This window comes from Monashia sp. NPDC004114, assembly GCF_053603855.1.
On the sequence record NZ_JBSGGK010000026.1, the window covers coordinates 1 to 25414 of the forward strand.

The 25414-nt window shown below is 70.7% G+C and carries 19 protein-coding genes and 1 tRNA gene; 15 read left to right on the plus strand and 5 right to left on the minus strand.

What is annotated here, in order from left to right; genetic code table 11:
* The first annotated feature begins 624 nt into the window (after nt 1-624).
* The 9 genes from ACWEOW_RS22995 to ACWEOW_RS23035 all read left to right on the plus strand — a co-directional run bounded on the left by ACWEOW_RS22995 (nt 625) and on the right by ACWEOW_RS23035 (nt 13946).
* On the plus strand, nt 625-1320 hold the full coding sequence (locus ACWEOW_RS22995) for a 50S ribosomal protein L25/general stress protein Ctc (RefSeq protein ID WP_452271578.1): 696 nt from the start codon (nt 625-627) through the stop codon (nt 1318-1320).
* 78 nt (nt 1321-1398) lie between these two features.
* Nucleotides 1399-1998: an aminoacyl-tRNA hydrolase gene (gene pth, locus ACWEOW_RS23000; RefSeq protein ID WP_452271579.1), complete on the plus strand. Its 600-nt coding sequence runs from the start codon at nt 1399-1401 to the stop codon at nt 1996-1998.
* Between the two features lie 315 nt (nt 1999-2313).
* Entirely contained in the window at nt 2314-5994 is a 3681-nt protein-coding gene (gene mfd, locus ACWEOW_RS23005) for a transcription-repair coupling factor (protein ID WP_452271580.1), read from the plus strand.
* 33 nt (nt 5995-6027) lie between these two features.
* The gene (locus tag ACWEOW_RS23010) at nt 6028-6618 is read left to right on the plus strand and encodes a hypothetical protein (RefSeq protein WP_452271581.1); all 591 of its coding nucleotides are present in this window, start codon (nt 6028-6030) and stop codon (nt 6616-6618) included.
* Between the two features lie 27 nt (nt 6619-6645).
* On the plus strand, nt 6646-7623 hold the full coding sequence (locus ACWEOW_RS23015) for a MazG family protein (protein WP_452271582.1): 978 nt from the start codon (nt 6646-6648) through the stop codon (nt 7621-7623).
* 554 nt (nt 7624-8177) lie between these two features.
* Entirely contained in the window at nt 8178-9485 is a 1308-nt protein-coding gene (locus ACWEOW_RS23020; protein WP_452271583.1) for an ABC transporter substrate-binding protein, read from the plus strand.
* 5 nt (nt 9486-9490) lie between these two features.
* Entirely contained in the window at nt 9491-10552 is a 1062-nt protein-coding gene (locus ACWEOW_RS23025) for a carbohydrate ABC transporter permease (protein ID WP_452271584.1), read from the plus strand.
* Nucleotides 10549-11469 carry a carbohydrate ABC transporter permease gene (locus ACWEOW_RS23030; RefSeq protein ID WP_452271585.1) on the plus strand — a complete coding sequence of 307 codons (921 nt, stop codon included), beginning with the start codon at nt 10549-10551 and terminating at the stop codon, nt 11467-11469. The genes ACWEOW_RS23025 and ACWEOW_RS23030 overlap by 4 nt, the downstream gene beginning before the upstream one ends.
* A 194-nt stretch (nt 11470-11663) precedes the next feature.
* Nucleotides 11664-13946, plus strand: a complete 2283-nt coding sequence (locus ACWEOW_RS23035; protein ID WP_452271629.1) for a beta-xylosidase/alpha-l-arabinosidase — start codon at nt 11664-11666, stop codon at nt 13944-13946.
* Nucleotides 13947-14021: 75 nt separating this feature from the next.
* Here ACWEOW_RS23035 and ACWEOW_RS23040 read toward each other — a convergent pair whose 3' ends face one another.
* The gene (locus tag ACWEOW_RS23040) at nt 14022-15020 is read right to left on the minus strand and encodes a LacI family DNA-binding transcriptional regulator (RefSeq protein WP_452271586.1); all 999 of its coding nucleotides are present in this window, start codon (nt 15018-15020) and stop codon (nt 14022-14024) included.
* Nucleotides 15021-15101: 81 nt separating this feature from the next.
* On the minus strand, nt 15102-16550 hold the full coding sequence (locus tag ACWEOW_RS23045) for a sugar transferase (protein WP_452271587.1): 1449 nt from the start codon (nt 16548-16550) through the stop codon (nt 15102-15104).
* A gap of 444 nt (nt 16551-16994) precedes the next feature.
* Here ACWEOW_RS23045 and eno point away from each other — a divergent pair, with 444 nt between their 5' ends.
* The 4 genes from eno to ACWEOW_RS23065 all read left to right on the plus strand — a co-directional run bounded on the left by eno (nt 16995) and on the right by ACWEOW_RS23065 (nt 20658).
* Nucleotides 16995-18296, plus strand: coding sequence for a phosphopyruvate hydratase (gene eno, locus ACWEOW_RS23050; RefSeq protein WP_452271588.1), 1302 nt, complete (start codon nt 16995-16997; stop codon nt 18294-18296).
* A 5-nt stretch (nt 18297-18301) separates the two neighbouring features.
* Nucleotides 18302-19051: an FtsB family cell division protein gene (locus ACWEOW_RS23055; protein ID WP_452271589.1), complete on the plus strand. Its 750-nt coding sequence runs from the start codon at nt 18302-18304 to the stop codon at nt 19049-19051.
* Between the two features lie 103 nt (nt 19052-19154).
* Nucleotides 19155-19697, plus strand: a complete 543-nt coding sequence (locus tag ACWEOW_RS23060) for a DUF501 domain-containing protein (RefSeq protein WP_452271590.1) — start codon at nt 19155-19157, stop codon at nt 19695-19697.
* Complete coding sequence (locus tag ACWEOW_RS23065) at nt 19690-20658, plus strand: Ppx/GppA phosphatase family protein (protein ID WP_452271591.1); 969 nt, start codon at nt 19690-19692, stop codon at nt 20656-20658. Before ACWEOW_RS23060 ends, ACWEOW_RS23065 begins: the two co-directional genes overlap by 8 nt.
* 4 nt (nt 20659-20662) lie before the next feature.
* Here ACWEOW_RS23065 and mptB read toward each other — a convergent pair whose 3' ends face one another.
* Nucleotides 20663-22246, minus strand: a complete 1584-nt coding sequence (gene mptB / locus ACWEOW_RS23070) for a polyprenol phosphomannose-dependent alpha 1,6 mannosyltransferase MptB (RefSeq protein ID WP_452271592.1) — start codon at nt 22244-22246, stop codon at nt 20663-20665.
* A 248-nt stretch (nt 22247-22494) separates the two neighbouring features.
* Nucleotides 22495-22569, minus strand: a tRNA-Leu gene (locus tag ACWEOW_RS23075).
* Nucleotides 22570-22693: 124 nt separating this feature from the next.
* On the opposite strand from ACWEOW_RS23075, the gene ACWEOW_RS23080 reads away from it, so the two are divergent.
* Nucleotides 22694-23566 (plus strand): Bax inhibitor-1/YccA family protein, encoded by an 873-nt coding sequence (locus tag ACWEOW_RS23080; protein WP_452271593.1) that lies wholly within the window; start codon nt 22694-22696, stop codon nt 23564-23566.
* 101 nt (nt 23567-23667) lie between these two features.
* Entirely contained in the window at nt 23668-23898 is a 231-nt protein-coding gene (locus ACWEOW_RS23085) for a hypothetical protein (RefSeq protein ID WP_452271594.1), read from the plus strand.
* A 158-nt stretch (nt 23899-24056) separates the two neighbouring features.
* Here the strand turns inward: ACWEOW_RS23085 and ACWEOW_RS23090 are convergent, their stop codons facing one another.
* Nucleotides 24057-25280 carry an acetyl-CoA C-acetyltransferase gene (locus ACWEOW_RS23090; RefSeq protein WP_452271595.1) on the minus strand — a complete coding sequence of 408 codons (1224 nt, stop codon included), beginning with the start codon at nt 25278-25280 and terminating at the stop codon, nt 24057-24059.
* Between the last annotated feature and the right edge of the window lie 134 nt (nt 25281-25414).

Below are 25414 nucleotides of genomic sequence, written 5' to 3' on the forward strand. Positions count from 1 at the left end.
CTCACCGCCGAGGTGACACCCGAGCTGGTCAGCTGGCATCCGCCACCGCCACCGCCACCGCCACCGCCACCCCCGGCGCCGGCCCGCGTCCCCGCACGCGTCCCCGCCGAGGCCGACCCCGACCCGCCAGCACACCTGGCGCAACCGTTCCGACCGAGCACAGGTCGACAACGCTCACCCCGCCCGCACGTCTAGGCCGGCCACCCAGCCCCAACGTGATCGAGCGGTCCTTCGACGACCACGAGCAAGGGCGCGGCATCGCCACCAGGTACGACCAGCTCGCCTCGGCCTACCGAGGAGCCGTCGTCCGGCGCGAACACAAATGGGCTGACCACTGAGGGACACGCCCGAGATGGGCGGCACCGCCAGTCCCGGACAATGCGGATTTCGACTGTGCGGGACGATTCCCGTAAGATCGACCAGTTGCCTCGGCGAGGGACGATGCACGGCTGTTCGGCAGCGCGTGACAGGGTCCGTGATCGACGCGGCGGCCTGACCGACTCGGCATGTCTACGGTCAGGTCCGCCTCTGCGTGCGGACCCCCGAATCTCCCGCCCGACACCGCGCGCCGTCCCGCGTCGAGGCCGACCAGCAGATCGCCTCTACCGAGAACCAGGAGACCCCGTGTCTGACATCAACAAGCTCGTTGCCGAGAAGCGCACCGAATTCGGCAAGGGCGCAGCCCGCAAGCTCCGTCGCGCCGGCAACATCCCGGCCGTCATGTACGGCCACGGCTCCGAGCCGGTCCATATCTCGCTTCCCGGTCACGACACGATGATGGCGCTCAAGCACGTCAACGCGCTGCTGACGATCGTCGTCGACGGCGACGAGCAGCTCGCGCTCGCCAAGGACGTGCAGCGCGACCCGATCAAGCCGGTCATCGAGCACGTCGACCTCGTCGTGGTCCGCCGCGGCGAGAAGGTCACCGTCGACGTCCCCGTCCACATCGAGGGCGAGGCCGCCGCCGAGACGGTCGTCACGCTCGACCACAACTCGGTGCAGCTGCTCGTCGAGGCAACGAACATCCCGGAGAACGTCGTCGTCTCCGTCGAGGGCGTCCAGGCCGGCACGCAGATCCTCGCCTCCGAGATCGCGCTGCCCTCCGGCGCCGAGCTTGTCACCGATGGCGATGCGCTCGTCGTCAACGTCACCCAGGCCATCTCCGCCGAGGCGCTCGAGGCGGAGCTCGCCGAGGCCGAGGCTGAGGCCGGCATCGAGCACGAGGCTCCCGAGGCCGAGGCCGCGGAGGGCCAGGCCCCCGAGGGCGAGGCTGCCGAGGGCGCTGCTGCCGAGGGCGAGGCCAAGGCCGAGGAGGCCTGAGCCTCACGCACATTCGCGTAGCCCGCTGCCCACGGCACTCGGGAGACGCGACAGCCGCACTACCCATCGAGGAAGGTCATGGACACCTGGCTCGTCATCGGACTGGGCAACCCCGGTCCGGAGTATGCCGGTAACCGACACAACGTCGGCGCCATGGCCGTCGAGGAGCTCGCTGCCCGCGACGCCACCGGCGTCGCGGGCAGCCGCGCCTCGTTCAAGGCGCACAAGGCCCGCGCCCGGGTGGCCGAGGTACGCCTCCGCGTGCCCGGCCCCAAGGTCGTGCTCGCGATCCCGTCGACCTACATGAACCTCTCGGGAGGTCCGGTCGCCGGCCTGATGAAGTACTTCGACGTGCCCGTCGACCGCCTCGTCGTCGTCCACGACGAGCTCGACATCGAGGCCGGTGCCGTCCGGCTCAAGAAGGGCGGCGGCGAGGGCGGCCACAACGGCCTCCGCTCCGTGTCGCAGTCGATCGGCACCAAGGACTACCTGCGCGTCCGGGTCGGCATCGGCCGCCCGCCGGGCCGGCAGGACCCGGCCGACTTCGTCCTCAAGGACTTCGGCAAGACCGAGCGCGAAAACCTCCCGTTCCTGCTCGACGACGCCGCGGACGCCGTCGAGGCGCTCATCGAGGTCGGCCTGCTCGACGCCCAGCAGCGGTTCCACGCACCGCGCTGACGCCGCGGCGCGCCGGGCACACCGGGGAGCGCCAGGCACACCGGGGAGCGCCGGGCACGCCGGGGAGCTCCGGGCCCATCGGCGCCGAACTTCGCGCTCGGTGCTGAGCTCGGCGTCCTCACCTCTTGTAACCGACGCCGAACTTCGCGCTCGGTGCTGAGCTCGGCGTCCTCACCTCTTGTAACCGACGCCGAACGCCGCGCTCGGTGCTGAGCTCGGCGTCCTCAGCCCCTGGTTCGCCCCCGAACGCCGCGTTCGGTGCGTCCTGGCGGGTGTCCGGCAGCGTCACCGGGCCGACCTAGACTGGGGACCCTGATGTCGCACCCACTCCTGCGCGCCTTCCGAGCGCTTCCCGATGTCCGCCACGTTCTCGATCAGGTCGGTCGCGCACGCCTCGTCGACGTCTCCGCCAGCGACGGCACACGTCCGTTCCTCGTCGCCGCCCTGGCCCAGCGGGCCGACGGGAGCTCGTCCACAGATACGTCCACTGACACGTCCACTGACACTTCCACGGACTCGTCCGCCAACGCCTCGCCGATCGTCGTCGTCACGGCCACGACCCGTGAGGCAGAAGACCTCGCGACCGCCCTGGCCGTGTTCCTGCCGCCACAGCGGATCGCCGTCTTCCCGTCGTGGGAGACCCTGCCGCACGAGCGGCTGTCCCCGCGGAGCGACACGGTCGGCCGTCGTCTGGCCGTGCTGCGAAGGGTCGCGCACCCCGACCCGGACGACCCGGCATACGGCCCGCTCTCGGTGGTCGTGGCGCCGGTGCGCGCGGTGCTTCAGCCCCTGACCAAGGGACTCGGCGAGCTCGTGCCGGTGGCGCTGCGCAGCGGCGACGAGCGGCCGCTCGAGGACGTCGTCGACGCCCTCGCGGCAGCGGCATACACCCGCACCGACCTCGTCGAGCGACGCGGCGAGTTCGCCGTGCGCGGCGGCATCCTCGACGTCTTCCCGCCCACCGAGGAGCACCCGGTCCGCGTCGAGTTCTGGGGTGACACCGTCGAGGAGGTGCGCTGGTTCAAGGTCGCCGACCAGCGGTCCCTCGAGGTGGCCGAGCACGGACTGTGGGCCCCGCCGTGCCGCGAGCTGCTGCTCACCGCCGACGTGCGCGCCCGCGCCCGGGCGCTGGCCGACCAGCTGCCCGGCGTCTCCGAGATGCTCTCGAAGATCGCCGAAGGCATTGCCGTCGAAGGGATGGAGTCCCTCGCGCCCGCGCTCGTCGACGGCATGGAGTCGGTGCTCGACGTCCTGCCGCCGACGTCGCTCATCGTGCTTGCCGACCCCGAGCGCATCCGGCGCCGCGCCCACGACCTCGTGGCCACGAGCCAGGAGTTCCTCGAGGCGAGCTGGGCCAACGCCGCCGCCGGCAACCAGGTCCCGGTCGACCTCCAGTCGCTGCTCGGCAGCGCCTCGTACTGGACCCTCGCGCAGGTCCGGGCGCATGCGGTCGCCCAGGACCGCCCGTGGTGGACTCTGACCCCGTTCGCGGCCGACGAGGACCTCGTCATCGAGGAGGACGACGTCGACGAGCGCATCGCCGTGCGCAGCGTCGACAGCGAGGCCTACCGTGGCGACACCGACCGGGCCGTGGACCACCTGCGCGAGCGGACACGCGAGGGCTGGCGGGTCGCCGTCGTCACCGAAGGCCCGGGTCTGGCCAAGCGCGTCGAGGAGGTGCTGCGCGAGCGCGAGGTCGCGGTGCGCCCCCTTGACCTCGCCGACGCCGACGGGCTCGCGGAGGGCTTCGTCAGCGTCACCACCGCACCTTTCGGCCGCGGCTTCGTCCACGAGGCGGGACGCCTCGAGGTGCTCACCGAGACCGACCTCACCGGCCAGGCCGGCTCCACCTCCACCAAGGACATGCGGCGTATGCCGTCGCGCCGCCGCAACCAGGTCGACCCGCTCCAGCTGCGCCCCGGCGACCACGTCGTCCACGAGCAGCACGGCGTGGGGCGCTTCGTCGAGATGATGCAGCGCACCGTCGGTGGGGCGACCCGCGAGTATCTCGTCATCGAGTACGCCCCGAGCAAGCGCGGGCAGCCCGGTGACCGGCTGTACGTGCCGACCGACCAGCTCGACCAGGTCACCAAGTACGTCGGCGGCGAGCAGCCCACCCTCAACAAGATGGGCGGCTCCGACTGGAGCAAGACGAAGTCACGGGCGAAGCGGTACGTCAAGCAGATCGCCGCCGACCTCATCCGGCTCTACAGCGCCAGGCAGGCCACCAAGGGCTATGCGTTCGGCCCCGACACCCCGTGGCAGCGCGAGCTCGAGGAGGCGTTCGCCTACGTCGAGACGCCCGACCAGCTGTCGAGCATCGACGAGGTCAAGGCGGACATGGAGAAGCAGATCCCGATGGACCGCCTCATCTGCGGCGACGTCGGCTACGGCAAGACCGAGATCGCCGTGCGTGCGGCGTTCAAGGCGATCCAGGACGGCAAACAGGCCGCCGTGCTCGTGCCGACCACCCTGCTGGTCAGCCAGCACCAGCAGACCTTCTCCGAGCGGTACGCGCAGTTCCCGGTGACCGTGAAGGCGCTGTCGCGCTTCCAGACCGACAAGGAGGCACGCGAGGTCATCGAGGGGCTCGCGTCCGGCAGCGTCGACCTCGTCATCGGCACGCATCGCCTGCTGGCCAACGAGATCCGTTTCAAGGACCTCGGGCTGGTCATCGTCGACGAGGAGCAGCGGTTCGGGGTCGAGCACAAGGAGCTGCTCAAGACGATGCGCACGGCGGTCGACGTGCTTTCGATGTCGGCCACCCCGATCCCGCGCACGCTCGAGATGGCCGTGACCGGCATACGCGAGATGTCCACTCTCGCAACGCCGCCCGAGGAGCGCCACCCCGTGCTGACCTTCGTCGGTGCCTACGACGAGAAGCAGATCACGGCCGCGATCCGTCGCGAGCTGCTCCGCGAGGGGCAGGTCTTCTTCGTGCACAACAAGGTCAGCAGCATCGAGAAGGCCGCATCCCGGCTGCGCGAGCTCGTTCCCGAGGCGCGGATCGCGACCGCCCACGGACAGATGGGGGAGCACCGGCTCGAGCAGGTCGTGGAGGACTTCTGGCAGAAGCGGTTCGACGTCCTCGTCTGCACGACCATCGTCGAGACCGGCCTCGACATCTCCAACGCGAACACCCTGATCGTGGAGCGGTCGGACGTGCTGGGGCTCTCGCAGCTGCACCAGCTCCGTGGCCGGGTCGGGCGCGGGCGGGAGCGGGCCTACGCCTACTTCCTCTACCCACCCGAGAAGCCGCTCACCGAGACCGCACACGACCGACTCCGCACCATCGCGAGCCACACCGACCTCGGGGCCGGCATGCAGGTGGCGATGAAGGACCTCGAGATCCGTGGCGCCGGCAACCTGCTCGGCGGCGAGCAGTCGGGTCACATCGAGGGCGTCGGCTTCGACCTCTACGTCCGGCTCATCGGCGAGGCCGTGGCCGACTTCAAGGGCGAGACCACCGACGTCCCGGCCGAGATCAAGATCGAGCTGCCCGTCGACGCGCACCTGCCGCACGACTACGTGCCGGGGGAGCGGCTGCGTCTCGAGGCGTACAAGAAGCTCGCGACCGTCGAGACCTTCGAGGCCGTCGACGAGATCGAGGCCGAGCTGCGAGACCGCTACGGCGCACCGCCCGCCCCGGTCGAGAACCTCCTCGAGGTCGCCCGGCTGCGCGTGGTCGCGCGGCAGGCGAAGATCGGCGACATCGGCGTGCAGGGCAAGGTCGTGCGTTTCGGTCCCCTCCCGGAGCTCCGGGAGAGCCAGCAGCTGCGGCTCAACCGCCTCTACCCCGGGACCATCCTCAAGCCGGCGCTCGGCACCATGCTCGTGCCGGTCCCGATGACGGCCCGTGTCGGGGGCAAACCACTGCGCGACGTCGAGATCCTGACCTGGGCGCGACAGCTCATGACGGCGGTCCTTCTCGACGACATCGCGGCCGGTCAAGCCGTCACGCGCGCTGGTGTCGGGGCCGGGGCCGGGGCCCCGTAAGATGACTGACGCATCCGCCAGAGGAGGAATTCAGTGAAGGCCCTGTCAGCTCGCGTGTCTGCACGGTCCGGCTCGTCGGCCAGGCGACTCGTCACCGTCACCATCGCCGCCGTGACCGCCATCGCACTCCTTGGCGGATGCGGGTTCGCGACCCGGCAGCAGGCCGCAGCCGTCGTCAACGGCCAGATGATCAGCCAGACGGACGTGCAGAAGACCTACGAGCAGCTTCAGGCCGCCAAGCTCGACTTCTCGGAGACCATCGTGGTCACCGCCCTCATCGCGGCGCCGCTGCTGAAGGATGTCGTCGCCAAGTCCGGCAGCTGGAAGCCCGACGAGACCTACGCATCGGTCATCGCGACGATCCCCGACGCGACCGACACGACCAAGCAGTTCGTCGAGGCGGTTGCCCTGATCCAGTCCCAGAAGATGACCGAGGCCGACGTCGCCGCCTACCGCGAGAGCCTCGCCAAGGCTGACATCTCGGTCAACCCGCGCTTCGGCGAGGTCAAGAAGTCCAACGAGGGCCCGGTCTACTTCACCCTGGGGCAGCAGACTCCGAACTGGATCGTCGCCTCGACCCAGCCGGCCCCGGCGGCGACGACACAGCCGGCCCCCGCCCAGTAGGCCCGCCCCCACCCCGCCGACCTCCTCGTGTCCGCTCGCCTCGTCCTGCTCGTCTCCACCCCGCGCATCGCGCCGGGCCTGCTGACGCGTGAGGCTTGGTCGACCCTCGAGCAGGCGTATGCCGTCTGGGGCGTTCCCGACGAGCCGCAGTCCGCCGCCGTGGCCGAGACGGGCATCGTCGTGCAGGCGCACGACCCAGCCGACCCGGCAGCGCTGGCGCGCGACCTCGTCAGCGAGACGGCATACGGCGACGTCGTCTGGGTCGGCTCGGCCGACGGCGACCCAGGGCTGAGCGAGGCTGTGGCAGTTGAGGTCTCACGGCTCCAGGAGCCACCCGACGTCGAGCTGCTCATCGGCTCGTTCGACGTGCCCGGCGCGCGGCTGCTGGACGTCGTGGCCGTCATGGACCGGCTGCGGTCGCCCGGTGGGTGCCCGTGGGATGCCGACCAGACCCCGGAAAGCCTCGTGCCCTACCTCCTCGAGGAGGCACACGAGGCGATCGAGGCGATCGAGAGCGGCGACCGGGCGCACATGCAGGAGGAGCTCGGCGACCTGCTGCTGCAGATCGCCTTCCAGTCGCGGGTGGCGCAGGAGCATCCGACCCAGCCGTTCGGGATCGACGACGTCGCAGGGGAGCTCGTCGACAAGCTCGTCCGGCGGCACCCGCATGTCTTCGCCGATGTCGAGGCCGACACTCCCGACGCGGTGGCTGCGAACTGGGAGACGATCAAGGCCGGCGAGAAGCAGCACCGCACCCACCCGGTCGAGGGAGTGCCCACGTCGCTGCCGGCGCTGGCGCGGGCGGAGAAGTACGTCGGCCGGCTGGAGAAGGCCGGCCGCGGTGATCTCGTCGACGCGGCGGTGGCCGAGGGCGACCTCGGGGCGCGCCTGCTCGACCTCGTCCGGAGAGCCCGGGCGCAGGGTATCGACGCGGAGGCGGCCTTGCGCGAGACGCTGCGCCGGCTGGCCGCGGTCAGCGAGGGCGGCCGGCCCAGCCGCAGCTGACAGCCCCACCCGCCGCCGCTCACTCGACGGGGCTGGGTCGAGTGGGCGCGTCGCCCCACCAGCCACACGCGTTGCGTGACGGTTGTGTGACGGATGAGACGGAGCGCCCACTCGACGAGGAAGGGAGCCGCCGACGGGAACCCGCCGCCGGCCCACTCTGGTCGAGTGGGCGCGCAGTCCCACCAGCCACACGCGTTGCGTGATGGTCGTGTGACGGATGAGACGGAGCGCCCACTCGACGAGGAAGGGAGCCGCCGACGGGAGCCCGCCGCCGGCCCACTCTGGTCGAGTGGGCGCGCAGTCCCACCAGCCCACGTGTTGTGTGACGGGTGGTACGGAGCGCTCACTCGTCGGGGCTGGGTCGAGTGAGCGGGTGGCCACATGAGTCCCGCTCGTCTCCTCGTGCTCACTGAACTCATCCGCCTCGCGAGTGTTCCCGTCTTTTCAATCGTTATCGAGAACGTTATCGAGAACGATTGACACACCTGCGTGACGGCTGCCAGCGTGTGCCTCGCACTCGCAACAACTCGCTCAAGGACGAGGAGCTCCAAAGGATGAAGAGGACACCGATCTACCGGGCGCTGGCCCTCGGTGTGGTGGTCGCAACGGGTCTCGGTGCATGCGGTTCCGCAGGCAGCGGCAGCGGCGACAGCTCGACCGGCACGGCCGGCAGCAAGGTCACCGTGACCTGGTGGCACAACTCGAACACCGACCCCGGCAAGGCGTACTACGACCAGGTCGCGAAGGACTTCGAGGCCAAGCACCCCAACGTGCACATCGACGTCAACGCAATGCAGCACGAGGACATGCTGACCAAGCTCGACGCGGCGTTCCAGAGCGGCGACGCTCCGGACGTCTACATGGAGCGTGGTGGCGGCGAGCTCGCCGACCACGTCCAGGCGGGCCTGACCAAGGACCTGTCCGACGCCTCCGCCGACGCGATCAGCAAGCTCGGCGGCTCCGTGGCGGGCTGGCAGGTCGACGGCAAGACGTACGCGCTGCCCTTCTCGATGGGCGTCGTCGGCTTCTGGTACAACAAGTCGCTGTTCAACAAGGCCGGCATCACCGCCGCCCCGGCGACGTGGGACGAGCTCAACGCCGACGTCGACAAGCTGAAGGCCGCCGGCATCGAGCCGATCTCGGTGGGCGCCGGCGACAAGTGGCCCGCGGCCCACTACTGGTACTACTTCGCGCTGCGCGACTGCTCCAAGGACGTGCTCACCGGCGCGGTGAAGACCCTGAAGTTCTCGGACCAGTGCTTCGTCAAGGCCGGCGAGGACCTCCAGAAGGTCATCGCGACCAAGCCGTTCAACAAGGGCTTCCTGTCGACGCCGGCGCAGACCGGTCCGACGAGCGCCTCCGGCCTGCTGGCCACCGGCAAGGTCGCCATGGAGATGCAGGGCCACTGGGAGCCCGGTGTCATGCAGGGCCTCACCGCGGACCACAAGGGCCTTGGCGACGACCTCGGCTGGTTCCCGTTCCCGTCGGTGGCCGGCGGCGCCGGTGACCCGGCCGCGACCCTCGGCGGCGGCGACGCCTGGGCTGTCTCGCAGGACGCACCCAAGGAGGCCGTCGACTTCGTGAACTACCTGCTCAGCGATGACGTGCAGAAGGGCTTCGCGGAGCGCGACATGGGCCTGCCGACCAACTCGGCCGCGACCGGCTCGGTCAAGGACCCGGCCCTCGGCGCACTGCTCCAGGTGCGCGACAAGTCGCCGTACGTCCAGCTGTACTTCGACACCGCCTTCGGGCAGGCCGTCGGCGGCGCGATGAACGACGAGATCGCCCTGATGTTCGCCGGCAAGGCGAGCCCGCAGGACATCGTCAACGCCACCCAGACCGCGGCAGACGCATCGAAGTGATCGACATGGCCGACGACGCGACCGCCCTCGACCGGACCACCGCGGTCGCGTCGTCACCCTCCCCGGCCCCCGGCCTCGCCCTCCCGCGGTCCGGGGGAGGGGAGGGCCTCGGGCCCTCTGGTTCCCACGCCTCTGAGCGCCAGGCGGCCGGACGCCGGCGGCGCAACCGCCTGCGCACCGGCCTCGAGATCCTGTTCTTCGTCGGCCCCGGGCTCGCGCTGTTCCTCACCTTCGTGGTGTGGCCGATCCTCAAGGCCGTGCAGTTCTCGGTCTACAAGTGGAAGGGCTTCGGGCCGCTCGTCGACTTCGTCGGCTTCAAGAACTACGCGTCGGTGCTGCAGAACGAGGTGTTCACCGACGCGCTGCGGCACAACCTGGTCATCGTCGTGCTGTCGGTCGCGATCCAGCTGCCGCTCGGCCTCGGGATCGCGCTGCTGCTCAACCGGAACATCCGGGGCCGAGGGCTCCTGCGGACGATCATCTTCGTGCCGTACGTGCTGGCCGAGGTCGTCGCGGGCGTCGTGTGGTTCCAGCTGCTCCAGCCGCAGTACGGCGTCGTCGACACGATCATGCGCGCCATCGGCCTGGAGGGGCCCGAGGAGGGCTGGCTGGGCACGCCCGACTTCGCACTCTGGACCGTCATGGCCGTCCTGACGTGGAAGTACCTCGGCCTCGCCGTGATCCTCTTCCTCGCGGGACTGCAGAGCGTGCCCGAGGAGCTGTTCGAAGCGGCTGAGATCGACGGGGCGAGCTGGTGGCAGGTCCAGACCCGGATCACGATCCCGCTGCTCGGCTCCACGATCCGGACCTGGATCTTCCTGTCCATGATCGGCTCGCTCCAGCTCTTCGACATGGTGTGGATCCTCACCGGCGGCGGTCCCGCGAACTCCACCACGACGATGGCCACGTTCCTCATCACCGAGGGCACCAAGCGGCAGAACTACGGCATCGCCGCGGCCGCGTCCGTGGTCCTGTTCGTCGTGGCGCTCGTGATGGCCGTCCTCTACCAGTTCTTCGTCCTGCGCCGTGACAGTGGGACCGACCGACCCGCGAAGGGGCAGCGATGAGCACCGCGAGCGGCACCGTGAACCGACCTCTGGACACCGCGGCCCCGGCCGGCCGCCGGTCCGCAGATCCCGCGCGCGGGCCGCGCGGGACCAGGAAGGCCCGGCGTGGCGCCGGCCCGCTGGTGTATGCCGTGGCGCTCGTCGTCGTGGCCCTGACCCTGGGCCCCGTCCTGTATGCCGTCCTGGGTGGCTTCCGGACGAACGCGCAGCTGGCCGACTCACCCGCCGGCCTGCCCAGCCCGTGGGTGCTCGACAACTACAGGTCCGTCCTGGCCAGCTCCAGCTTCTGGACGTACGCCCTGAACTCCGCAGTCATCGCCACCATGACGACGACGATCGTCGTCGTCCTCGGGCTCATGGCGGCATACCCGCTGGCGCGCTACCGCTTCCGCTGGCGTGAGCCGCTCTACATGGTGTTCGTCGTCGGGCTGCTCTTCCCGGCCACCGTGGCGATCATCCCGTTGTTCATCCTCGTGACCCGCGACCTGCACCTGGGCAACACGTGGTGGGGGGTCGCGCTGCCACAAGCGGCGTTCGCCCTGCCGATGACCGTGGTGATCCTGCGCCCGTTCCTCATGGCGCTGCCGGACGAGCTGGAGGAGGCCGCCCAGATCGACGGGGCAACGCGGATCCAGTTCTTCTGGAAGGTCGTGGTGCCGCTGTCGGGCCCGGGCATGGTGACTGTGGGGGTGCTGGCGTTCGTCGGGTCGTGGAACGCGTACCTGCTTCCCCTGCTCCTGCTCCAGGGGGACATGAAGACCCTGCCGCTCGGCGTCGCGGACTTCTCGTCGCAGTACTCCTCCGACACGGCAGGCGTGTTCGCCTTCACGACCCTTGCGATGATCCCCGCGCTGGTCTTCTTCCTCGCCGCACAGAGGAGAATCGTCAGCGGCCTCCAGGGCGCCGTGAAGGGCTGAGCCCCAGGCGGCTTCCCGCCACGCTCGGCGTGCCGACGCTTCCCCTCCACTCGCACCGCGCCCAGCACCTACCCGCTCCTCACCCTGCTAAGGAAGGTTCCGTGACGCAGCTCCAGACAACTCCCGACGTGCCTGCACCGGCCTCCGCACCGGCTCCGGGGCCGGCATCCGCGCCGGCATCCGCGCCGGCCTCCGTGCCCGCCTCCGTGCCGGCAGCGGGATCGGTCGCCGACCGGGTTTCCGAGCTGGTCGCGCGAATGACCTTGGAGGAGAAGCTCGCCCAGATCGTCGGATTCTGGGAGAAGGGCGAGGGTGAGGCGGTCGCCCCGCTGCAGGGCGAGTTCGCCGAGGCGTACGGCCTGGCCGAGGCAACCCGTCACGGCCTCGGCCACCTCACCCGCGTCTACGGCACCCGGCCGGTCGACGTGGCCGAGCGGGCTCGCTGGCTCTGGGACCAGCAGCGGCGGCTCGTTCGCGAGACGCGGCTCGGCATCCCGGCCCTGGTGCACGAGGAGTCGCTGACCGGGCTGTCCGCCTGGCGCGCGGCGACGTTCCCGACACCGCTGGCCTGGGGTGCGTCCTTCGACCCGGACCTGGTCGAGGAGATGGCCGCGCTCATCGGCGGCACGATGCGCCAGCTCGGCATCCACCAGGGTCTGGCCCCCGTGCTCGACGTCGTCCGCGACCCCCGCTGGGGGCGGGTCGAGGAGTGCATCGCCGAGGATCCCTACCTCGTGGGGACCGTCGGGACGGCATACGTCCGGGGGCTCCAGTCCACGGGAGTCCACGCGACGGTCAAGCACTTCGTCGGCTACTCGGCCTCACAGGCCGGGCGCAACTTCGCGCCCGTCCACGCCGGTCCCCGGGAGGTCGAGGACGTGCTCCTCGTCCCGTTCGAGATGGCCGTGCTCGACGGCAACGTCCGGTCGGTCATGCACTCGTACGCCGAGATCGACGGGGTCCCCGTGGCCGCCGACGAGCGACTGCTGACCGGGGTGCTTCGGGACCGCTGGGGCTTCGACGGCACCGTCGTCGCGGACTACTACGGCGTCGCCTTCCTACATCTGCTTCATGGCGTCGCGGCTGACCTCGGCGCTGCGGCCGGGCAGGCGCTCGCCGCCGGCGTCGACATCGAGCTGCCCACGGGCGATGCCTACCTCAGGCCGCTGGCCGATGCGGTTCGCGCCGGCGCGGTCGACGAGTCGCTCGTCGACCGGGCCGTATGCCGTGCGCTGGCCCAGAAGGCCGAGCTCGGTCTGCTGGACGCGACCTTCGACGACGAGCCGCCGACCGAGGTCGAGCTCGACGGGCCGGAGCACCGCCGCCTCGCGGCCCGGCTCGCGAGCGAGTCGGTCGTCCTGCTCGCCAACGACGGGACGCTTCCGCTCTCGGCCCCGGCCCGGATCGCCGTCATCGGCCCGAACGCGGACCGTGCCGAGGCGCACTTCGGCTGCTACTCCTTCCTCAACCATGTCCTCGCGCATCACCCGGAGGCGGAGGTCGGGATCGACGTCCCGACCGTGCGATCGGCACTGGCCGCCGAGTGGCCCGACAGCGTGCACACCCACGCCGTGGGGTGCGCCGTCGACGACCTCGACACGTCCGGGTTCGCAGCTGCGGTCGATGCCGCAGCCGGTGCGGACGTCGCCGTGGTCGTCGTCGGCGACCACGCCGGCCTCTTCGGCCGCGGCACCGTGGGCGAGGGATGCGACCGTGACGACCTCGAGCTGCCGGGAGTGCAGCGCGCCCTCGTGGAAGCGGTGGTCGACACGGGCACGCCAGTCGTCCTCGTGCTGCTCACCGGGCGTCCATATGCCGTCGACTGGGCGCTGTCGACGTGCGCCGCGGTCGTCCAGGCCTTCTTCCCCGGTGAGGAGGGCGGCGGCGCCATCGCGGGCGTGCTCTCGGGGCGGGTCAACCCGTCCGGGCGTCTGCCCGTCAGCCTGCCGCGCTCTGCCGGCCAGCAGCCGTACTCCTACCTTCACCCGAGGCTGGGCGGCGACTCCGACGTCACCAACCTGGTGAGCGCCCCGGCCCTGCCCTTCGGACATGGCCTCTCGTACACGACGTTCGCCCACACGGACCTCGTCGTGCAGCCCGGGGCCACCACGGCCGGACCCGTCCAGGCCAGGGTGCGGGTCACGAACACCGGCGAGCGCGCCGGAGACGACGTGGTCCAGCTCTACGGCCGTGATCTCGTGGCCAGCGTGACCCGCCCTGTTGCGCAGCTGCTGGGCTATCGCCGGGTCTCCCTCGAGCCCGGCGAGAGCGTCGACATCGACTTCGCGGTGCCACGCGCCCGACTGGCCTTCACCAACCGCGAGGGCGTGCGCGTGGTCGAGCCCGGAGACCTCCACCTCTGGGTCGGCCGCTCGTGCGAGGACGTCGAGACCGAGGCGACGGTGCCCCTCCTCGGCGACGTCCACGTCGTAGACGTCAGTGGCAGCCGCTGGACGACCACGCGGCTGCGCGCCTGACGGCATACGGCATGGTGTGTGGTGCCGGCCGGTCATCCCACTGACCGGCTGGCACCACACCGGACCAGAACCGGCTCACAACGGGCGGCAGGACTCGCGCTCGACCATCGACGTGGGCAGCCGCACGTGCATCGGCGTGTCCTGCCCGTCGAGCAGGCCGACGAGCATCTCGAGCGCGGTCGCGCCGATCTCGCGCAGCGGCTGGCTGATCGTCGTCAGCGGCGGGCGCGTCAGGGCGGACTCGGGCACGTTGTCGAAGCCGATGACCGACACGTCGTCGGGCACTCGCAGGCCGAGCTCGTGGGCGACCTCGATGGTGCGGATCGCGGACAGGTCGTTGGCCGCGAAGATCGCGGTGGGCCGCTGCGGCAGGGTGAGCAGGTCGCGGGCGGGGGCCTCGGCCGTCTCGGGGCGGTAGCCGCCGACCCGCACGAGGCCCTCGTCGACGGGGATCCCGGCAGCGGCCATCGCCTGGCGGAACCCTTCCTCGCGCAGCCGCGCGGACTCCAGGTCCGAACGTCCGCCGAGGAATGCGATGCGCCGGTGCCCCAGGCGCAGGAGGTACTCCGTGGCCATGACCGCTCCGGCGACGTTGTCGGCCTCGATCGTGGGGACGTCGGACGGGCCGGTGTGCGGGTCGACCGCCACGACCGGGATGCCGGTCTGGGCGTCGACGACGGTGGGGGTCACGATGATCGCGCCGTCGATGAGGGTGCCGCCGAGGCGGCTCAGCGATCGGCGCTCCCAGCCGACGGCGCCTCCGCGGTGGCCGCCCGAGTAGGCGAGGAGCTCGTAGCCGGTCGCGTCGATCGCGTCGGAGACGCCCTTGAGCAGCTCGGTGCTGAAGGGCTCGAACTCGGCCACGAGGACGCCGATGATGTTGGTCTGGTGGCTGCGCAGGCTACGGGCGCCGAGACTGATCTCGTAGCCGAGGTCGTCGATGACGTTCGAGACCTTCTCGAAGGTTGCGCGGGAGACGCCGTAGCGGCCGTTGACGACCTTGCTCACCGTCGCGACGGACACGCCCGCCGCGCGGGCCACGTCCTCCATCTTCACGCGTCCGACTGGGCTCACATCCGGAGCCTACCGGCCCGCAGGGTCGGCCATGCGCAGGCTCGATAACGTTATCGAGCCGCGTGTCCTCGCCGACGTCCGTCAGTACGCGCCGCGCGAGCGGACCACGGCGTCCAGCGTCTTGGCCATGATCGACAGGTCCTGGACGATCGACCAGTTGTCGACGTAGTAGAGGTCGAGGCGCACCGTGTCGTCCCACGACAGGTCGCTACGGCCGGACACCTGCCACAGCCCCGTCATGCCCGGGCGGACGTGCAGGCGCCGCTGCACGTCGGGTGCGTAGCGGCGCACCTCGGACGGTAGCGCCGGGCGCGGCCCGACCAGGCTCATCTCGCCGTTGATGACGTTGATCAGCTGCGGCAGCTCGTCGATGGAGAAGCGGCGGATGAGGTGGCCCACCTTGGTGATCCGCGGGTCCCGCTGGGCCTTGAACAGCACGCCGTCCGACTCGTTGAGATGAGTGACCCCGGAGAGGCGCGCCTCGGCGTCGACCACCATGCTGCGGAACTTGAGGCACTCGAACAGCTGGCCGTCGCGCCCCACCCGGGTCTGCTTGAACAGCACCGGGCCGCCGTCCTGGACCTTGATCGCGACGGCGAAGACGAGCATGAGAGGCGAGGCGAGCACCAGCAGGATGCTGGCCCCGACGAGGTCGAACGCGCGCTTGAAGCCGCGCGAGGCGCCGAGGCTCTGCGGCTGCTCGACGTGCACGAGGGGCAGACCGCCGACCGGGCGCATGGCGATCCGGCCCGACGAGATGTCCGAGAGGCTCGGCACGACCGCCATCTGGACGTGGTGACCCTCGAGGTCCCAGGCGATGCGCCGGAAGTCGACCGCAGACGGGAACGCGCCTTCGGTGAAGACGACGAGGTCGGCCTTCTCAGCAAGCACCGACTCGGCGGTCTGTGAGGTGTTCCCGACCACCGGCACGCCGCGCGGGGTGCTCTTGGTGGACTCGTCGGCGGGGGTGAGGGCACCGACGATGTGGTAGCCGAGCCACGACTCGCGCTCCAGCACCGCGACGACGTCGTCGACCCGCTCCTGCGACCCGGAGATGAGGACCCGCGTGAGCAGGTGCCCCCGAGCGTGGGCGTGATGCACGAGTCGCCGGGCGTACCAGCGCCAGAGCAGCAGCAACGGCAGGCCGATGCCGAAGAGCAGCACGAAGAAACCGCGCGACAGGTTGAACTTGGTCAGGTAGCTCATGATGCCGATCGCACCCGCCGTGAGCCCGGCGGCGCTGCAGACCCGGGCGTACTCGACGGTGCCGACCCCGAGGAAGGTGCTGGTGTAGGTGCCGGTGCAGAGGTTGGCGAGCATCCAGCCGGCGATGATCCAGACCCCGACCGACTGGGCCACCGCGTTGACGTCGGCCGCGGCCGAGAACAGGTTCAGGCTCGTCCGCCCGATCGCCGCCAGCACCATGGCGAGCGTGATGACGACAAGGTCGCCGCCCGCGATCGCCAGCTGAAGCAGCCGGATGCTCCGGGATCGTTCACTGAGCGGCTGCGTCACGGGACGAGCACTCACGTCAAGCAGAAATACCCCTGCATCACGCATGGGCTGCCCCATGTCCACACTCCACCCCCGGGACACCGCACGGGCGCCCCTCGACTCGACCAGCTCCCACCCCCCCGGATGGCTAAGTGCGAGTATGCCCGCTTCGCGCGTCCTCGGGTGACGAAGAAGGGAAAAAGTGCTCCGAAATACGCGCCTTCTGAGCAGGATGGTGCGGCGACTGCCCTGCCCCGCCCCCGCGAGCCGGCGTGCCCGCCCGAATGCCGGGTCGCTCCGTCGGGCGCCGCGGCATACGGGCTAGGCTCGGTGCAGCACCCGGTGCCGTCACCGCACGGCAACCAACGCGAAACACCAGCACCACACCGGACACGCATCCAACACATCGAGACCGCCCGCCCCGGCCGCCGACGTCCGGGGCTGTGCGCGGCACATGCCCTGCCAGCTTGAGGAGAGTCAGTGGCCAGCATTGAGGAGATCGGCGCTCGCGAGATCCTGGACTCGCGAGGTAACCCCACGGTCGAGGTCGAGATCCGTCTCGACGACGGCACGTTCGCGCGCGCGGCGGTGCCTTCGGGCGCCTCGACCGGCGCCTTCGAGGCGTCGGAGCGACGCGACGGCGACAAGGGCCGTTACCTGGGCAAGGGCGTGGAGCAGGCCGTCGACGCGGTCATCGAGGAGATCAACCCGCGCCTGGTCGGGTTCGACGCGAGCGAGCAGCGGCTCATCGACGCCGAGATGCTCTCCCTCGACGGCTCCGCGAACAAGGAGAACCTCGGTGCCAACGCGATCCTCGGCGTCTCCCTGGCCGTCGCGCACGCCGCGGCCGAGTCGGCCGGTCTGCCGCTGTTCCGCTACGTCGGCGGCCCCAACGCCCACGTGCTGCCCGTCCCGATGATGAACATCCTCAACGGCGGTTCGCACGCGGACTCCAACGTCGACATCCAGGAGTTCATGGTCGCCCCGATCGGCGCGCCGAGCTTCCGTGAGGCTGTGCGCTGGGGCGCCGAGGTGTACCACTCGCTCAAGAAGGTGCTGCACGACCGCGGCCTGGCCACCGGGCTCGGTGACGAGGGCGGGTTCGCTCCGAACCTCGAGTCCAACCGGGCCGCGCTCGACATCATCGTGGAGGCCATCAAGGCTGCCGGCTACGTGCCCGGCACGGACGTCGCTCTGGCGCTCGACGTCGCGGCATCGGAGTTCCACAAGGACGGGTCGTACGAGTTCGAGGGCGCGTCGAAGTCGTCGGCCGAGATGATCGACTACTACGCCGAGCTCGTCGACGCCTACCCCCTCGTGTCCATCGAGGACCCGCTCGACGAGGAGGACTGGGACGGCTGGAAGGCCATCACCGACCGCCTTGGCACGCGCGTCCAGATCGTCGGCGACGACCTGTTCGTGACCAACCCCGAGCGGCTGGGCCGCGGTATCGCCACCAGCACTGCCAACGCGCTGCTGGTCAAGGTCAACCAGATCGGCACGCTCACCGAGACGCTCGACGCGGTCACGCTCGCTCAGAGCAACGGGTACCGCTGCATGATGAGCCACCGCTCGGGTGAGACCGAGGACGTGACGATTGCCGATCTCGCCGTCGCGACGAACTGCGGCCAGATCAAGACCGGCGCACCCGCCCGTTCCGAGCGCGTCGCCAAGTACAACCAGCTGCTTCGCATCGAGGAGGAGCTCGACGACGCCGGTGTGTATGCCGGGGCCGGCGCCTTCCCGCGCTTCGACGCCGCGCGCTTCGGCGGCGAGGGCTGAGCTCGATGGCCGACCGCACGCCGTCCCGGCCGGGCCGCTCCCAGAGCCGCCCGTCGGGCGGTGGGCGGCCGGCCGCACCGCGTCCCGGCCGGGCCGGATCCGGCGGGTCGTCCAGCCGGTCGTCCAGCCGGTCGTCCGGCGGGTCGTCCGGCGGGTCGTCCGGCGGGTCGTCCGGCTCGACCCGTTCGTCCCGCTCGACTGCAGGGTCCGGAGGGTCGAGCACGTCCGGCACCCGGCCGGGCACGTCCCGCGGGGCGGCGCGACCCAGCCGTCCCGGACAGGGCAAGGAGCGCCCCGCGCTCGCGGCCCGCACCCGCACGCCTCAGCCGGAGCCGCCGTCGGCGTCGACCGCCTGGGTTCGCGGAGCGATCATGCTCGGCATCCTCGTCATGCTCGCCGTGACCCTGCTGCCGACGCTCCGGTCGCTGATCCAGCAGCGCAGCGACACTTCGGCGATGCAGGACAAGGTCGCGCAACAGCGCCAGTCGGTGCAGGACCTCCAACGGCAGGCGGCGCTCTGGAGGGACCCGGCATACATCGAGGTCCAGGCGCGCGAGCGCCTCAAGTTCGTCCGCGTGGGTGACCGCGCCTACACCGTCATCAACCCCACGACCGACGACGCGAACGCTGCCGCCGCGTCGCGTCCGGTCGTCGCGGCACCCTTGGCCAACGCGTCGTCGCCGTGGTACGGCAAGGTGTGGCAGTCGATCCAGATCGCCGACCGCCCGGCCGCCGGCGTTTCGTCGGCGCCGTGACGGCGGCGCCCGGACGTCGGCGCCTGACCAAGCCGCCCTGACCTCGCGACCTGCGGCCACCTGTGCCAGCGGTTCGCACCGACCCTTGAGGAGGGACCCCCGCGTGAGCGACCCCCGGACGCCCGTCGAGCAGGCAGACCTCGACGCCGTGGAGCGCCAGCTGGGCCGGCGTCCCCGCGGCGTCGCCGCCGTCGCCCATCGCTGCCCGTGCGGTGAGCCGGATGTGCTGCACACCGAGCCCCGGCTGCCCGATGGCACCCCGTTCCCGACGACCTACTATGCGACCTGCCCTCGGCTCACCGGCGCCATCAGCACGCTCGAGACGGCGGGTGTCATGAAGGAGATGACCGCGCGGCTCGCCGACGAGCCGGCCCTCGCCGCCGCCTATCGGCAGGCCCACGAGCACTACCTCGCCCGGCGGGCCGAGCTGGGCGAGGTGCCCGAGATCGCCGGCATCTCGGCCGGTGGCATGCCCACGCGGGTCAAGTGCCTGCATGTCCTCGTGGCGCACTCGCTGGCAGCCGGACCCGGCGTCAACCCGCTCGGCGACGAGGCCCTCGCCATGCTCGACGACTGGTGGGAGCCCACCTCGTGCGCCGCGATCCACGCCGCCGAGGACGCAGAGACCGGGCCCGAGGGTGGGTGAGGGCAGCGTGCGGGTCGGCGCGGTCGACTGCGGCACCAACTCGATCCGGCTCCTCGTCGCCGATATCGATCCCGCCACCGGCTCGCTGCGCGACGTGGTGCGCCGGATGGAGATCGTCCGGCTCGGCCTCGGCGTCGACCGCACCGGGGTCATCGCACCCAAGTCGATGGATCGCACGTTGCGGATGACGCGCGAGTATGCCGCGCAGTGCCGTGAGCTCGGGGCCGCGCGGGCTCGCTTCGTGGCGACGTCGGCCTCGCGCGACGCCCGGAACGCCGGGGAGTTCATCGACGGCGTCCGCGCCGCGTTCGGTGAGCACTTCGGCGCCGAGGTCTCGCCTGAGGTGGTCTCGGGGGACGAGGAGGCCGAGCTGTCCTTCACGGGTGCAACGGGCGGGCTGGGAGCGGTCGGGGTCCCAGGCCCGTATCTGGTGGTAGACCTCGGCGGCGGCTCGACCGAGTTCGTCCGGGGGACGCTCCACGCCGAGGCGGCGCGCTCCGTCGACATCGGGTGCGTTCGCATGACCGAGCGCCACCTGGCCGGCGACCCGCCCACAGCCGAGGAGATCTCGGCCGCGACCCGCGACATCGACGCGGCGATCGACGCCGCCGAGGCGCAGGTGCCCTTCGCCGGGGTCAAGGCCCTCGTGGGCCTCGCCGGCAGCGTCACGACGATCACGGCGCACCTGCTGCGCCTGCCGGCATACGACGCGGAGCGAATCCACCTGTCCCGCAACGCAGTCGGCGACGTGCTCGCGGCCGCTGACGACCTGCTCGCGATGACGCATGCCCAGCGGGCGGCGCTGCCCTACATGCATCCGGGGCGCGTCGACGTCATCGGCGCCGGAGCGCTCGTGTGGCGGCGGGTCGTGCAGCGCGTGGCAGACCGGGCCGGCATCACCGAGGTGGTCACCTCCGAGCACGACATCCTCGACGGCATCGCCCTCAGCCAGGTCCGCTGACCATTCAGGCCCGGGTGGCGGGCAGGGGCGCCCGCCGGAGCACGTCCTCCTCGTTCACGCGGCGCCGGTGCGAGCGCAGCCTGGCGATCATCCAGATCGCCGCTGAGACACCGAGTGCCCACGTGCCGTTGGAGACCGTCGCGTCCACGACGCTGTAGGTGACGAAGAACATGGTGACCACGACCATGGTCCGGATGTAGCGCTCCGGCAGTCGCGTTGCGGCGAGCAGCAGGCCGCCCCAGAGCAGGTACCACGGGTGGATGACCGGGCCGGACGCGCAGAGCACGAGCAGGGCCCCGGCGGTCGCGAGCACGGGGTTGCGCGGCGCGACCCGCCACGCGATCCAGCCGATGCCGACGATCCCGGCCACGAGGCCGATGGTCTGCGCGATCGGCACGGGCGCGGCCGTCCAGCTCTGCGGCATACCCCCGATGGTCATGACCCACTCGACCGCGCTGCCGACGAAGGTCGGCGGCGAGAGCAGCGAGCGCAGCGTCACGGGGACGGACAGGTTCGGGACCCAGCCGTAGCCCAGCCCGGAGACGGTGGTGATAGCCACGAAGGCGGCCAGCACCACCGATCCGTAGACGGCCGTATGCCGCAGCATCGCCCTCAGCCGGGCACGGGCCCCGGGCGCCAGGTCGCCCTGGGCCTGCAGAGCCATCCCGACGATCCCGATCAGGGCCAGCACGGCTGTCTGCTTGTATGCGGCCGCTGCCGCGAGCGTGATCGATGCGATGACGAACTGCCCGCGGCTGGCGAGCAGCAGCGCGAGCGTCACGAGCGCGACCATCCCGGCGTCGTTGTGTGCGCCACCGACGAAGTGCATGATCACCAGCGGGTTGAGCACACCGAGCCACAGGGCATGCCGCCCGCTCACGCCGTAGCGCTCGGCGAGCCGCGGCAGTGCATAGGCGAGGATGCCGACGGCGAGCAGCGCGGGGATCCGCATCGCGATGGCCGCGGCATAGGCGTTCTCGGGGAAGAGGCTGACGACGGCGTGCTGCACCTGCAGCGCCAGCGGACCGTAGGGCGCCGGCGTCTGGACCCACATCGGGTCGACTTGGTCGGCGAACGGTCCCGCCACCCAGAACGGACCGACGGCATACGGGTCCATGTTGCGCAGGATGATCTGGCCCTGCGCGGCATAGCTGTAGGCGTCGCGGCTGAACAACGGGGGCGCGAACAGGATCGGCACGCTCCACAACAGCCAGGCCAGCGACGGCGCCTTGCGGCCGCTCACCGGCCGCAGCCGAAGCCACGCGTCGACGAGCAGCGCCATGCCGACCGCGAGCAGCGCCGTCGTGACGACCCGCCCGACGGGGCCGCCGAGCCACTCGAGGTTCAGGCGGTCGATCAGCGATGACGACGGTGGCTCGAAGGCGTCAGAGGGCAGGAAGGCCGGGCTGATCGAACCGGCAGCGACGAGCGTCATGCCGAGCATGCCGCGACGCACGAGCGGGTCGGCCCAGCTGCGGCGCAGCGCGGCGGCGAACTTCACCGAGAACTCGACGAGCCGGGGCTCGCTGCCCCACGCCGGGCGCGGCGGAGCGGCCGTCGTCGCACCGGCGACACGATGCTCCAGCACGCCTTGGCTCCTTCGTACTCCCTGGGTGATCACGCGCCTGCGGGCGCGGCGCGGCCGCGAAGGAGCACGTCGACAGCAGCCCCCTGGACCTCGTTCTCGCAGGTCAGTGTAGGTGCACAAGATGGGTGCCCGCCCAACGACGCCCACCGGTTGGGCCAGGCCGTTACCGAACCGTGCCCTGCGCGCCCTGGTCCGTGTCCTGATGGTCACCGGAATGTCGCCCGATGGCACCCCTGGGCACCCCGGCGTACCCCCGGAGGGACTCGAACCCTCACCGTTGGCGATTTTAAGTCGCCTGCCTCTGCCAGTTGGGCCACGGGGGCGCGGTGATCAGTATGACCGGCAAGTATGACCGGCGTGCCCGGGAACTGGTGCCAGTGGGTCAAACGCTTACAGTTGAGACAGTCGCCACGAACGGTGGCCCGGTGCCTCAAGGAGCACACTCACATGGCAGGTGGAAACCCGGTCTTCGACCGGCTGAACAAGCAGATTGAGAAGGAGCGGTATGCCGGTTTCGGCACGCCGCAGGGCAACCCCCAGCAGGCCACGCAGGCCGCGACGTCGTCCTACGCCGCGCAGGACACCATGACGGCGCAGCAGCTGAACGAGATGTACGCCAGGCAGAGCGCCGGGCCCGTCGACACCGGCCGGGTCACGCTCGATGACGTCATCATGAAGAGCCTGGGTCTGTTCGTGGTCACGGTCGGAGTCGCCGCCGCATCGTGGATCGCCGTGGACAACAGCCCGTCCCTGTCGGTGCCGCTCTGGATGGGCGGCATGGTCTGCACGCTGATCCTCGGCTTCGTCATCGCGTTCCGCAAGACGGTCTCGGTGCCGCTGCTCGTCCTCTACGCCGCGCTCCAGGGGGCCTTCCTCGGCGCCCTCAGCCAGGCGATCAACTCGATGGCCCAGTATCAGGGCGTCGTCCTCATGGCCGTCCTCGCGACCTTCTGCACGTTCGTCGCGATGTACGTCGGCTACGCAACCGGGTTCGTCAAGGTCAACGACCGCACCCGTCGCATGTTCTTCTTCGCGATCGTCGGGTACGGCCTGTTCTCGCTGCTGCAGGTCGTCCTGCTGTGGACCGGCGTCCTGTCCGGCTGGGGCTTCGGTGGCAGCGGTGGCCTCGGCATCATCCTGTCGCTCGTCGGGGTCGGCCTCGCGGCATACTCCCTGGCGATCGACTTCGACTCGATCGACCGCGCCGTCAAGCTCGGCGCGCCGCAGAAGTACTCCTGGCTGCTCGCCCACGGCCTCGTCGTGTCGGTCGTGTGGCTGTACGTGGAGTTCCTCCGTCTCTTCGCGCGTCTGCGCGACTGAGCCACCCGATGAGATCCCCTGTTCCGCAGGAGGTCTTGGAGGAGCTCTCACGCGTGGTCGGGCGGTGGCATCAGCTGCCGCTCGGCCACGCTTTGTCGTGTATGCCGTCCGTCCGGGTCGTCGTGCAGCAGCTCGCTGACCTCGGGGCCCAGCGGCGCGGCCGGGCCGCCGTGCCCGTTCCCGAGCTGGGGCCCGAAGCAGTCATGGACCAGCTGACCGTCATGGTCTTCGACGTCTTCGCGGCCGGACCCGCCGAGTCGGCAGAGGCGGCGATGGCGGCGCAGTCGACCCAGGCGGCGCGCCTGCTCACCGACCTCCGCCGCTCCCTCTAGGTCGAGTGGCCCCGTCGTCACGCCCGGATACGTCGAGTGGCCCCGTCGTCACGCCCGGATACGTCGAGTGGCCCCGTCGTCACGCGCTCGGGGCGTGACCAGGGGGCCACTCGACGGTGACCGCGGGGCCACTCGACGTTGGGCCTGCGGCGGATGGGTCAGCTGAGGCGCTCGAAGATGACTGCCATGCCCTGGCCGCCGCCGACGCACATCGTCTCGAGGCCGAACTGCTGGTCCCGCTCACGCAGCGCGTTGATGATCGTGCCGGTGATCCGTGCGCCCGTCGCGCCGAACGGGTGACCGATGGCGATCGCGCCGCCGTTGACGTTGAGCTTGTCGTAGTCCATGCCGATCTGGTCGGCCGAGCCGATGACCTGCGCCGCGAAGGCCTCGTTGATCTCATAGAGGTCCATGTCACCGATGGACATGCCCGCCCGCTTCAGCGCGAGGCTCGTCGCCTCGACCGGGCCGAGGCCCATGATCTCGGGAGACAGGCCGGTCGCGGCGGTCGACACCACGCGCGCGAGGGGCGTCAGGCCCAGCTCCTTGGCCTTGGTGTCGCTCATGACCACGAGGGCCGCGGCGCCGTCGTTGAGGGGACAGCAGTTGCCGGCCGTGACCGTGCCCTGCTCACGGAAGACGGGGTTGAGCGCCTGGACCGCCTCGAGGGTGACGCCGGCACGGGGTCCGTCGTCCTTGCTGACGACCGTGCCGTCCGGCGTGGTGATGGGCGTGATCTCCCAGTCGAAGAAGCCGCGCTGGATCGCCGCCTCGGCGCGGTTCTGCGAGGTCACGCCCCACTCGTCCTGCCGCTCGCGTGAGATGCCGTAGGCCGTGGCGACGTTCTCGGCGGTCTGACCCATCGCGATGTAGATGTCGGGCAGGTTGCCCTCGGCGCGCGGGTCCGTCCACGTCTCGTTGGTCTCGGCGATGCGCTTGGTGCGGGCCATAGCGTCGGCGAACCGTGGGTTCTGCGAGTCGGCCTTCGCCCCGCCGGCACCGGCCCAGTCGATGTACTGCGACACGCACTCGACGCCCGCGGAGACGAAGATGTCGCCCTCGCCCGCCCTGATGGCGTGGAAGGCCATTCGGGTGGTCTGGGCTGAGGACGCGCAGAAGCGGTTGATGGTCGCACCGGGCGTGTCGTCGAGGTCGAGCAGGGTGGCCACGACCTTGGCCATGTTGGCGCCATGCTTGCCGGACGGCTCGGCGCAGCCGAGGTAGATGTCCTCCACGAGGGTCTTGTCCAGCGCCGGGATCTTGTCGAGCGCAGCCTGGATCACCGTGGCAGCAAGGTCGTCGGGGCGGACCTCCTTGAGCGATCCCTTGAACGCTCGCCCGAAGGGGGAACGGGCGGTCGAGACGATGACAGCTTCGGTCACGGGGTATCTCCTGGGGCAACGTCGGCAGCCACGCACGTCGGCGCGCAGCAACTAAGCGCTTGCTCAGTCAACCTCGATGGTAGGTCCTCCTCGCGCCGAGCGACACTCCCCGGCGTATGGCCTACGCCACCCTG

Excerpts from the sequence above, each read along its gene's own strand:
- pth (WP_452271579.1), top strand. The coding sequence starts at position 1,399 with ATGGACACCTGGCTCGTCATCGGACTGGGCAACCCCGGTCCGGAGTAT.
- mfd (WP_452271580.1), top strand. The coding sequence starts at position 2,314 with ATGTCGCACCCACTCCTGCGCGCCTTCCGAGCGCTTCCCGATGTCCGC.
- ACWEOW_RS23020 (WP_452271583.1), top strand. The coding sequence starts at position 8,178 with ATGAAGAGGACACCGATCTACCGGGCGCTGGCCCTCGGTGTGGTGGTC.
- ACWEOW_RS23025 (WP_452271584.1), top strand. The coding sequence starts at position 9,491 with ATGGCCGACGACGCGACCGCCCTCGACCGGACCACCGCGGTCGCGTCG.
- ACWEOW_RS23030 (WP_452271585.1), top strand. The coding sequence starts at position 10,549 with ATGAGCACCGCGAGCGGCACCGTGAACCGACCTCTGGACACCGCGGCC.
- ACWEOW_RS23055 (WP_452271589.1), top strand. The coding sequence starts at position 18,302 with ATGGCCGACCGCACGCCGTCCCGGCCGGGCCGCTCCCAGAGCCGCCCG.
- ACWEOW_RS23080 (WP_452271593.1), top strand. The coding sequence starts at position 22,694 with ATGGCAGGTGGAAACCCGGTCTTCGACCGGCTGAACAAGCAGATTGAG.
- ACWEOW_RS23085 (WP_452271594.1), top strand. The coding sequence starts at position 23,668 with ATGCCGTCCGTCCGGGTCGTCGTGCAGCAGCTCGCTGACCTCGGGGCC.